This is a genomic window from Acinetobacter sp. YH12233, from assembly GCF_013417725.1.
Lineage (GTDB): Bacteria > Pseudomonadota > Gammaproteobacteria > Pseudomonadales > Moraxellaceae > Acinetobacter.
On sequence record NZ_VPDK01000061.1, the window covers coordinates 1 to 10,566 of the forward strand.

A 10,566-nucleotide genomic window follows, 5' to 3' on the forward strand; every position below is an offset into this window, starting at 1 on the left:
ACAAGTTGTTCTTCATAATCTCTTAATGATCTTTCTAACATCTCGTCAATGTCAGAAGCTGAACTTCGATAAACTTAACAACTCAACGCTTCGCCTTTCGTTCGTTTCCGTCTATCTCGTCGGTATGAGCTCATTATAGGGCAATTTCCTACACAAGCAAGTGCTTTTAACGCACACCAATCATGACTGTTTTATTTTTATGCACCAAATTAGTTCATTTTCCTACCAATTGTTACATAAGTTCATAATATTCCAAAGAAAATATAAACAAAACATTTATGTTTTATTTTTCACTTACTTTTTCACGCTTGGTGCTTTAATGGTCACACTGTTGATTTTCACAGCTGTTTTCGGAACATCCTGATGCATGCCATAGTTTTGAGTAGGCACTTGAGCGATCTTATCGACTACTTCCATACCTTTAGTAACCCGGCCAAATACTGCATATCCAGCATTTCTTGGTGAACGATCCAGAAAACTGTTATCTACCAAGTTAATAAAGAACTGCGCTTTCGCCGAATTAGGATCATTGGTACGTGCCATGGCCAAAGTGCCACGTTTGTTTTGCAAACCATTATCTGATTCATTCTTGATTGAAGCTTTATTATTGGCTTTTTCTTGCATGTTGAGATCAAAACCTCCGCCCTGAATCATGAAGCCTGGAATGACCCGATGGAAAATGGTTCCTGTATAGAAGTTGCTTTTGACATATTCTTCAAAGTTTTTCACCGTAATCGGTGCTTTGTCATTAAAGAGTTCAATTTCGATATTACCGGATGAGGTCTTCATCTCGATCAGGGTATTGGCAGCAAAACTTGGTAAGCTAAATGCGATCAACGCGATAGCAGATAATGATTTTTTTAACATTTTTTAACTCATCTACTGATAAAGAAAGGTTGAGATGCACAACATATTAATCTTTCATGACTAATAATGCAGTGACCTGCCGACTAAAGACAAGAGAATAATAATGAGCCATGCATTACTACAGGAGAAAAGCGTCCATCAATTTCCGCCTTGGCATTTGCAGGGGGAGGGTTTTATTCTGAATTACTGGATTACCCCTCATTTTATTCGTGAATTTCAGAGTTTTCGGATTGCGCCATCTCCACTCGGCCGTGTCGTTCAGGTTCTATTAGTGCGCTATCATCATTCTCCTGTGGGTCCTTATGATGAATTGCTCATTATGGATCATCCTTTAATTAGCAGACGGCGTCTTTCGACTATTCCGAAAATTTATGTCTCTACTCATGAATCTATTGTGCATGGTCAGCACTTGTGGGGTATTCCTAAAGAATATGCAGAGTTTGACTGGCAAGAACAGGGACAGGAAACGATTTGCCGCATTACTTATCGTGAGCAAAGCATGACGCTTCGTCTTAAAAAACCTAAATCTCCTCGTTCTTTCTATTTAAATAGTCATCATCTTCCAAGCTCCATGCTAAAAATCCGGCAAACCTGGAAATCCCAGCATTATCAGTTTAGCCCTCAATTCCGGGGTTATTTATCCAAGCTCATTCAGGCAGAGTGGCAAGATACTCAGGATATATTCCCGGATTTTTCTAAAGCTAAATATTTACAAAGCTTTTATGTACCTAAATTTAATTTAGTCTTTCCAGAAGCCAAGATCCATAAAAAATAAAAAAGGTGTTTCACGTGAAACACCTTAATTACATCTATTTTTGAATCAGATCTTTTTGTCCAAGAATTTACGGAAATTCTTGCTGAGTTCAATGACCTGCTTTTTCGAACGTTTATGAATTGGGGTTAGATTGATAAAACCATGTGCCTGATCTGTATATTCCTGATAATACACTCGCACCCCATTCTCACGTAACTTCAGAGCATAGATTGAACCTTCATCATGCAGCACATCATGACGGGCGGTAATCACATAGGCAGGTGGCAGATTCTTCAGTTCACCATAGGTCGGTGAAATCAGCGGATCATCCAGTTCGACTTGATGTGTTTCAGCATATAACTTAGTTACTAGATCAATATCCTGAGCTGAAAGTACCAGGCCCTGGTTATAGGCATAAAAAGAAGGATGGCGGCTTTTAAAATCGACAGCCGGGTAAAGCAATAACTGTGCGCGAGGTGCATAGATCTTATTGGCACTCCGCTGCGCAACCACTGCCGCCAGATTTCCACCTGCACTATCCCCTGCCACTACAATCTGGTTTTTATAGATTTTCAGCTGCTTGATGTTTTGATGTACCCAAGCCAGAGCATCTTCACAGACCTGTACCATCTGCAAAGGACTGTATTCTGGCGTTAGCGGATAAGCCACGCTGAGCACTTGCACCTTGGCATGCACCGCCAATAAACGACAGAAATCATCATGTGTATCCAGACCACCCACTATAAATGCACCACCATGATAGAAAATGACCATCGGCAATTTTTTCTGTGGTGCCGGATGATAATGTCGGGCAAAGATAGTGCCATTTTGCAATGGCAGACGCAGATCCTCGACTGCCTTGACCGGCGTCGGTTTCGCCTGAATAGCTTTCATGCGTTCATCAAACAGTTGACGTGATCGCACCGCATCTTCACTAATAAAACCGTGCTGTCCCTGTTTGATCTGAATCGCCATCAAGCATTTTATATAAGGATCCAAATCAGGATAGTCATAAGGATAATCCAATGCTTTTACCAGACGTTCTTGTGCAAAGCTCGGCAGGCAATCCAGCAAGCGTGCTGCAGTGCCCTGCCCCTTATCCATTACAAATTTTGTGACCGGATTATTCGCACCCATGAGTTTTCATCCTTTTCCCATAATTCTTCATTTTTTCTACATGATTAGGGTTTTAGTGACCATATTCTTATATAAGTCTTAATATCAATGTACATAGATCATCTGCCAAATACGCTAACCTGAATTTAATCAGATGTCATTGATAGTTTAAGTGAGATTTTTACAGCACTTTTGCGACTTTAATGTAGAAGTCTGTATAAAAGGAGATAGCTTATGGCGATAAGAATAATAACGGTATCTTTAGCCACTGCATTTTTAGCCGTAGGCTGTGTGGCTTTTCCTGATGATGGTTATTATGACGGACGTTATGACAGTCGCGATCGAGGTTATGATTATCGTTATGATCAAGACCGTCGCTATGATCGGCAACGCTGGGAATACGAACAGCAGCGTAAAAGACTGGAACTGGAACGTCGCAAAAATATTCAGCAGCGTAACTGGGAACAGGAACGGCGTCGGCAAATAGAACTGGACCTGCGTAAAACTCAACTGGAACGACAACGTCTGGAACAGCAACGCAAAAATCTGAGTAATCAGCGTCAGAAACAGGCGCAGGCCGAACGTAAACGTCGCCAGCAGCTGGAACAACGTAAGAAAGTGGCAGAACAGCAGCGTAAACGGGTTCAGCAAAATCGCTCCAATAATCCACGCTGGAATGATCAGCGACGTAAGCAGGAACAGCAGCGACCACGTAATCGCCGCGATTAGGCAGAATATAAATAAACAGAGAAGCCCTGATTTAAATCAGGGCTTTTTTATGGACTGAGTTTTATGGTTTTGATCTCATCCAAGCTATTTTCTTTGAATAGAAGAAATATTTTCAATCAGCATAGTCTTGATGAAGATGATCCCATTTTATAAGTCGAAAACCGTAGCAAATTTCAGGCAAAAAAAGGCTTATCTAGAGAAAAGATAAGCCACGAAAACACATTTCTAAAAAAGAGAAGAAACTACAGCGATAGAATCTGAAATGAATAATATAGCGTTACTCATTTTTTGTGTAATACTTTATTGCTTAGTTATTAATCGCTTTTATGTCTAAAAAATAATCTGGACAAAAAAAAGCCGGACCCTGTGTGAGGGATCTGACTGGAAAAACAGTTTAAAAAATAAGGCAACAGCAACCTGGTTCAGCTCTCTCCTCAGAACAAGGTCGCTGTTAATGACGCTATGATGCACCTGTCTTAAAAATATTTAAAACAGATAAAAATTATTATTCCTATCTAAAAATACGATGCTGCTTTTATTAAAGTCATTAAATCCAAATAAATCTTAAAATTAATCTGTACTTGTGCTTGAATTTTTTGCCCCTGCCCCGATTTCTTTAAATAATTAAAAATTTCAATCATGGCAGTTCAGTATTAACGCAGTTAACTCTGACGCCCAAGGACTGTACATGTTTAAGAACCCATTTAAACGGAGTAAATCAATGGCGACTGAGCAAAACGATCAAGCTCAAGAACTTGAGCAAGAGCAAACGGAACAACAAACAGCTCAAGCTGAACCTGAACAAGCTGAAGTTACCGTTGAGTCTTTACAGGAACAAATCGCACAGCTTGAAGGCGATTTAAAACTGGAAAAAGCACGTACTGCAAATGCCGTATATGAAGCACAAAAAAGTGTAGAACGCATTCAGCGCGAATCAGAAAAGCATAAAGATACTGTTTTGGAAAAGTTCTCTAAGGAGCTGTTAGAAACTGTAGATAACCTGGAACGTGCAATTCTCGCTGCGGGTGAAGAACAAGGCCCGTTACGGGAAGGCGTAGAACTAACTTTAAAAGGTTTACTGACAACATTAGAAAAATTTGGTGTGGTCGTAGTTGATACTGAGAATGGTTTTAATGCCGAGTTACATCAGGCAGTTGGTATTGCACCAGATGCCAAAGCCAATGAGATCGGTACAGTCTTGCAAAAAGGCTATGCCCTGAACGGCCGTTTATTACGTCCTGCAATGGTTATGGTTGGCGCTTAAGCTAAATAAATTCGGGAGTTTGTGAAATTTTTTCTAAAAGTTTACTTGAAAAAAATTGAACGGCTCTCATATCGGATAACAAGTGTAAATCACAAAAAAATTTTTGAGGAAACATCAAAATGGCTAAAATCATTGGTATTGACTTAGGTACTACAAACTCATGTGTTGCAGTACTTGAAGGCGACAAAGTTAAAGTTATCGAAAACGCTGAAGGTGCACGTACAACTCCATCTATTATTGCGTACAAAGATGGTGAAATTCTGGTTGGTCAATCAGCTAAACGCCAAGCGGTAACGAACCCTAAAAACACATTATTCGCGATTAAACGTCTGATCGGTCGTCGTTATGAAGACCAGGCAGTACAAAAAGATATCGGTCTAGTGCCATATAAAATCATCAAAGCAGACAATGGCGATGCTTGGGTTGAAGTAAACGATAAGAAACTTGCACCACAACAGATCTCTGCAGAAGTTCTGAAAAAAATGAAGAAAACTGCAGAAGACTATCTGGGTGAAACAGTCACTGAAGCGGTGATTACTGTTCCTGCTTACTTCAACGATGCACAACGTCAAGCAACTAAGGATGCAGGTAAAATTGCAGGCCTAGAAGTTAAACGTATCATCAACGAACCAACTGCTGCGGCGCTTGCGTTCGGTATGGACAAGAAAGAAGGCGACCGTAAAGTTGCAGTTTACGACTTGGGTGGTGGTACATTCGACGTTTCAATCATTGAAATCGCTGACCTTGATGGCGACCAGCAAATCGAAGTGTTATCAACTAACGGTGATACCTTCCTTGGTGGTGAAGACTTCGATAATGCATTGATCGACTACCTGGTTGAAGAGTTCAAGAAAGAACAAAACGTGAACTTGAAAAACGATCCACTTGCGTTACAACGTCTGAAAGAAGCAGCTGAAAAAGCAAAAATCGAGCTTTCTTCTTCTAACGCAACTGAAATCAACCTTCCATACATCACTGCAGATGCGACTGGCCCTAAACACTTAGTGATTAACGTGACTCGTGCAAAACTTGAAGGTTTAGTTGCTGATCTTGTAGCTCGTACCATCGAGCCTTGTAAGATTGCGCTGAAAGATGCTGGTCTTTCAACTTCTGACATCTCTGACGTAATCCTGGTAGGTGGTCAGTCTCGTATGCCACTTGTACAACAAAAAGTACAAGAATTCTTCGGTCGCGAGCCACGTAAAGACGTGAACCCGGACGAAGCAGTCGCAATGGGTGCTGCGATCCAAGGTGCGGTATTGTCTGGTGATAAAACTGACGTACTTCTTCTTGACGTAACTCCACTAACTCTTGGTATTGAAACCATGGGTGGCGTGTTGACTCCAATCATTGAGAAAAACACGACGATTCCTGCGAAGAAATCTCAGGTGTTCTCAACTGCTGCGGACAACCAGCCTGCTGTAGACATTTCAGTTTACCAAGGTGAACGTAAAATGGCTCAACAAAACAAATTGTTGGGTAACTTCCAGTTAGGCGACATCCCACCTGCTCCACGTGGTGTGCCACAAATTGAAGTATCGTTCGACATCAATGCGGATGGTATCTTGAAAGTATCTGCGAAAGATAAGAGCACTGGTAAAGAGCAATCTATCCAGATCAAAGCAAACTCAGGTTTGTCTGATGCTGAAATCGAAGCAATGATCAAAGATGCTGAAGCAAATGCTGAAGAAGACCGTAAGTTCGAAGAACTGGCTAAAGCACGTAACGAAGCGGATGCGCTAGTTTCTTCTGCTCAAAAAGCAGTAAAAGATCTTGGCGAACAAGTGACTGCTGACGAAAAAACTGCAATCGAAACTGCGGTTTCTGAGTTAGAAGCGTCTACGAAAGAAAATGATGTCGAAGCAATCAAAGCGAAAACTGAAGCATTGCAAAACATTATTATGCCGATCACCCAACGTGCTTATGAAGCAGCTCAAGGCCAAGGCGGTGCACAAGGTTTCGATCCTAATGCATTCCAAGGCGGCGAAGGCCAAGCTCAAAAAGCAGATGACGGCGTAGTTGATGCTGAATTCACTGAAGTAAAAGATGACAAAAAATAATTTGTCACTTTGAGAAAAAGACCGCATTTTATGCGGTCTTTTTTTTGCTCAATGCATAGGCAATAGAATGTTTTTTAATTAAACTATAATGAAATAAATAACTTAAAAATAAAAACGTATGCAGAATTTTATTAAGCTTTTTCTTCTGGCTTCCGGGCTTGCGATCATGCTGCTCTACCCAATGGGTAATCTGCTTCTGATCTTACCGCCGAATGTGGTACTGGCGCCTTTTAATTACCTGCAAACCTTCGGAATTGAAGCTTCTTTTTCCTTAGGCTTTCTGATTGCCATCATTGTGTTGCTGATCCTGGCTGTACCTCAGCGCTATCCTTCCGGAAAAGGTTTTATCATTCTAGGTATTGGATTGCTGAGCTATATTATTTTCCAGATCTTTAAATCTGAAATCACGCTGTATGCCTTTAATCACCAAACCAGACATTCCTATAACCTGAAATATTTAATTGAATTTATGATCTTCTTATTGAATGGTATAGGCCTTGGTTTTATTTATCATTCCAATATGCCAAGACAGGTTGAGCAGTGGAAAGGTAAAAAATCATAATCTAACCTGAGCAGAACCGTGCATAAGCACGGTTTTTATCGCTCTGACGCTAGGATTTTGCTGTTTTTTTAGCTACATTGAGCCAAACAATATTTTAAAAAACACTATGCGTCTTTTAAGCTTTCTGGGGATTGTCGTTTTCATTGTGTCATTGTTTTTGCATCTACAAACCAAGACCCATCCACAATTAAAATTTAACTCACTGACTGACCGTTTGACCCATCCTTTTGATACGCGCCTACGTTTCCAGATTGACCAGGTCGATCCGGGTTTTGGCCTGACCCGTGATGAGGTCATTCAATTAAGTAAGGAAGCGATTCAGATCTGGCATGAAGGAACCAATCGCGATGATCTGATGGTCTATGATGAGAATGCTCAGCTGGCCATTCAACTGATCTATGATCAACGCCAACAGGACTATGAAGCCTTTAAAAAGGTTGAAAAAAAGTTACTTGCCGATGAAGCCAGATATCAGCGTGAAGTCAGCAATCTGCAAGTTTCACAGAAAAATCTGGAAGATCAGCAGCAACGACTGATCCAGCAAAAAAGTCAGCTTGAGTTTGAATTTCAAACTTTATTGCAACGCCGTCAACAAGCCAGTTTATCTGCCGAGCGTGAACAGCTTCAGTATGAGATGGAAATGCTCAAGCCTAAACTGGAAAGTTTTAAGCGCGAATATGCCTATCTTCAGGAACAGCTATCTTCATTTAATCAGCAAGTTTCTGTTCATCAAAACAGTGTGCAAAGCCATCAGCGAAATATCCAGCAGGCCCAGCAGCGTTTTCCCCCACGCCAGTTTCATAAGGGTATTTTTATGGGAGATAAGATCCAGATTTACCAGTTTGATGCCAAAGATGATTTACGTTTAACTTTGGCACATGAGCTGGGCCATGCCTTGGGTCTCTATCATCATAATGATCCGGAAGCCTTAATGTATCCTGTATTGGGTGAACAGAATCTGCAAGATTTCAAACTACGCCCGGCAGACAAGACCCTATTGTATACTCGATAACATTCAGGTTTTAATTCCCTATATTATTTATGTGTTTAGGCTAGTAAAAATACAACTTGGTTTCATTTCATGTTATTGTGAAGAACAGTAGGACGTCTTAGGCCAACTTTCTTGGAGATTCATGTGAGTTACTACCATATTTTAATTGAAGTAAATGACCACATTAGTACGATTGATGAAACCCGTGATATCGAGATCTTTGATATCGAGGATATTCAACCTTATCTTCATTCAATTTTGCTGCCTTATTTCAATGAACAGCTGATCGAGCTGGATGATGAAAATCTTGAATTTAAGGATATTTTGCATCTGCAAGTGAAACAGACTTTGTTACCGATCAATGACTTGATTGAGGAAGAACAGCGTCTGTTGCCGAGTGATACGGACATTACCATTACAGCCTACGAGATATTTAATAACCGCGAACTGAGTCAGGATGTCACTACAGTGATTTTTGACCTGCTTGAAGCGGTCAAACTGGAAAGCTAAGCTTTCTTCAGATATAAAAAAGTCCTCATATGAGGACTTTTTTATTCAACTTGATAGGTATTAGATCGAGAATGAAGATCCACAACCACAGGTCGTGGTCGCATTCGGGTTTTGTACCACAAAACGTGAACCTTCCAGACCTTCAACATAGTCAACCACTGAACCGACCAGATATTGATAGCTCAGAGAATCGACCAGCATTTTGACATCGCCATTGACGAATTCTGCATCATCTTCATTTTGGCTTTCCGCAAAGTTAAAGCCATAAGAGAAACCTGAACAACCGCCACCGGTGACATACACACGGAGCATTAAGTCTTGGTTACCTTCACTGTCACGCAACTGGCGTACTTTATTTGCGGCATTGTCGGTGAGCACAAGCGCTTGAGCATTCATGGCGGATTCCTCTGTTGAATGGAATGTCTTTAAAAAGAAAAGACCATATTTCAAGTATAACACACTCAATATATGGTCAGTCTGTACAGATTAAAAGTCAAATCAGAGTAATTTTATCAGGATTGTTTATAGTTCTCATCCAGTAATGCACATTCGAAGTTTTTCGGATTTTGCTTGCAGCGGAATTGCCAGAGTAACTTCATCATGCGTTTATCATAAATACCCCGTTTGGTCAGATCAATCCGCGAATCACGCATCAGCTTTTGGTAACCTGGCTTATCTGCTTCAGGAATATCCATCCAGTATTTAGAGGGAATATCTGCCTTCATTTTACCCAAAATTCCAAAAGCACGTGGTAACTGGCTTTTCACCCATTCACGTGATTTTTGTCCATATCCTGCCGGGAATTTATCTGGACGAATAATAATATTACCGGTGACCTGCAATACCGGATAATTCACAATAGCACCCTTGCTACCCAAACCTTTATGCAGTTCTAGTGGTTTAAATACAGCAGCCGGCGCGCCAATAATATCGACCTGACCATTGTTAAATTTAGAGCCAAAGTTGGTCACATCGGCGCTGACTGCCTGTGCACCCACTTGTTGAACCATGATTTTTTGTGCTTCGTCATAGTCAAGTACAGCAATTTTTTTACCTGCTGCTTTTGCAACAGTATTAATACTCCGGTCATTGACCATCAGGAAGGCATCGCCTACCGGAATTACCCCTGCGACTTCATACTTGCCTTGAACCATGAGCTTGGCAAAGGTCGGACTCGCCAGGCCTTGCATAACTTTTACCGCCAGGTTCAGATCAGGAATTGCACCAATCGCATCGAGTGAACCAGTAAAACGGTTGAACTGACGGCCACGCATACCCGTGACACTGATCCCATCACATTTACCAGCTTTAAAATCTTCTGCGACGACAGCTTCATTGGTATTTACCCTAAGCTCGATATCAGCACCCCAGTTTTTTGCAGCCAACTGATAGTCTTTCATTACGGCATAGACGTCACCATTTTTGCCGACCAGATCGAATACACATACCACCTGTTTAGCCTGCGTCAGACCTGAAACTGCCGTGAGTGCTGCACCTACAGCCAGGGCTTTCCATCCTCTCTGCATCATTTTGCTTTCCTTGATTGCCTTGTTTTTGTTATCTGCTTTAAGTGCTACATGTTATTGTTTTGGCTCTAGACTAGCAAAATGATTATGTTAGTCTAGAATCATGATAGAAAACAGTAAATTAAGTCACTACAAGATTAAAAAAATTATTCAATGCTTTTGTGTTGATATTCCTGCTTCCAAAACA

11 protein-coding genes and 1 pseudogene are annotated in these 10,566 nt (G+C 40.9%); 8 read left to right on the forward strand and 4 right to left on the reverse strand.

Features of this window, described 5'->3' with window-relative positions; all coding sequences use genetic code 11:
• Nucleotides 1-294: 294 nt before the first annotated feature.
• Nucleotides 295-867: a peptidylprolyl isomerase gene (locus FTV12_RS15725; protein ID WP_104426782.1), complete on the reverse strand. Its 573-nt coding sequence runs from the start codon at nucleotides 865-867 to the stop codon at nucleotides 295-297.
• A gap of 103 nt (nucleotides 868-970) precedes the next feature.
• Between FTV12_RS15725 and FTV12_RS15730 the strand changes: the two genes are divergently transcribed.
• Complete coding sequence (locus FTV12_RS15730; protein ID WP_179993066.1) at nucleotides 971-1,642, forward strand: acetoacetate decarboxylase family protein; 672 nt, start codon at nucleotides 971-973, stop codon at nucleotides 1,640-1,642.
• A gap of 45 nt (nucleotides 1,643-1,687) precedes the next feature.
• Here FTV12_RS15730 and FTV12_RS15735 read toward each other — a convergent pair whose 3' ends face one another.
• A complete protein-coding gene (locus tag FTV12_RS15735; RefSeq protein ID WP_180034306.1) occupies nucleotides 1,688-2,758 on the reverse strand; it encodes an alpha/beta hydrolase in 1,071 nt (356 codons plus the stop codon).
• A gap of 213 nt (nucleotides 2,759-2,971) precedes the next feature.
• Between FTV12_RS15735 and FTV12_RS15740 the strand changes: the two genes are divergently transcribed.
• The 6 genes from FTV12_RS15740 (at nucleotide 2,972) to FTV12_RS15765 (ending at nucleotide 8,853) form a co-directional block, all read left to right on the forward strand.
• Nucleotides 2,972-3,466 carry a hypothetical protein gene (locus FTV12_RS15740; protein ID WP_180034307.1) on the forward strand — a complete coding sequence of 165 codons (495 nt, stop codon included), beginning with the start codon at nucleotides 2,972-2,974 and terminating at the stop codon, nucleotides 3,464-3,466.
• 721 nt (nucleotides 3,467-4,187) lie between these two features.
• Nucleotides 4,188-4,730, forward strand: a complete 543-nt coding sequence (gene grpE, locus FTV12_RS15745) for a nucleotide exchange factor GrpE (protein ID WP_004780371.1) — start codon at nucleotides 4,188-4,190, stop codon at nucleotides 4,728-4,730.
• Nucleotides 4,731-4,849: 119 nt separating this feature from the next.
• Nucleotides 4,850-6,790, forward strand: coding sequence for a molecular chaperone DnaK (gene dnaK, locus FTV12_RS15750; RefSeq protein ID WP_034171329.1), 1,941 nt, complete (start codon nucleotides 4,850-4,852; stop codon nucleotides 6,788-6,790).
• 166 nt (nucleotides 6,791-6,956) lie between these two features.
• On the forward strand, nucleotides 6,957-7,352 hold the full coding sequence (locus FTV12_RS15755; RefSeq protein ID WP_228127210.1) for a hypothetical protein: 396 nt from the start codon (nucleotides 6,957-6,959) through the stop codon (nucleotides 7,350-7,352).
• 106 nt (nucleotides 7,353-7,458) lie between these two features.
• Complete coding sequence (locus FTV12_RS15760) at nucleotides 7,459-8,364, forward strand: matrixin family metalloprotease (protein WP_180034308.1); 906 nt, start codon at nucleotides 7,459-7,461, stop codon at nucleotides 8,362-8,364.
• Nucleotides 8,365-8,475: 111 nt separating this feature from the next.
• Nucleotides 8,476-8,853, forward strand: a complete 378-nt coding sequence (locus tag FTV12_RS15765) for a hypothetical protein (RefSeq protein WP_162835342.1) — start codon at nucleotides 8,476-8,478, stop codon at nucleotides 8,851-8,853.
• Nucleotides 8,854-8,913: 60 nt separating this feature from the next.
• Here FTV12_RS15765 and erpA read toward each other — a convergent pair whose 3' ends face one another.
• Complete coding sequence (gene erpA, locus FTV12_RS15770; protein ID WP_004780362.1) at nucleotides 8,914-9,249, reverse strand: iron-sulfur cluster insertion protein ErpA; 336 nt, start codon at nucleotides 9,247-9,249, stop codon at nucleotides 8,914-8,916.
• Between the two features lie 116 nt (nucleotides 9,250-9,365).
• Nucleotides 9,366-10,379, reverse strand: coding sequence for a putative solute-binding protein (locus tag FTV12_RS15775; RefSeq protein WP_257220905.1), 1,014 nt, complete (start codon nucleotides 10,377-10,379; stop codon nucleotides 9,366-9,368).
• Between the two features lie 103 nt (nucleotides 10,380-10,482).
• On the opposite strand from FTV12_RS15775, the pseudogene FTV12_RS15780 reads away from it, so the two are divergent.
• Nucleotides 10,483-10,566, forward strand: a pseudogene (locus FTV12_RS15780) (IS1595 family transposase); the annotation flags it as partial.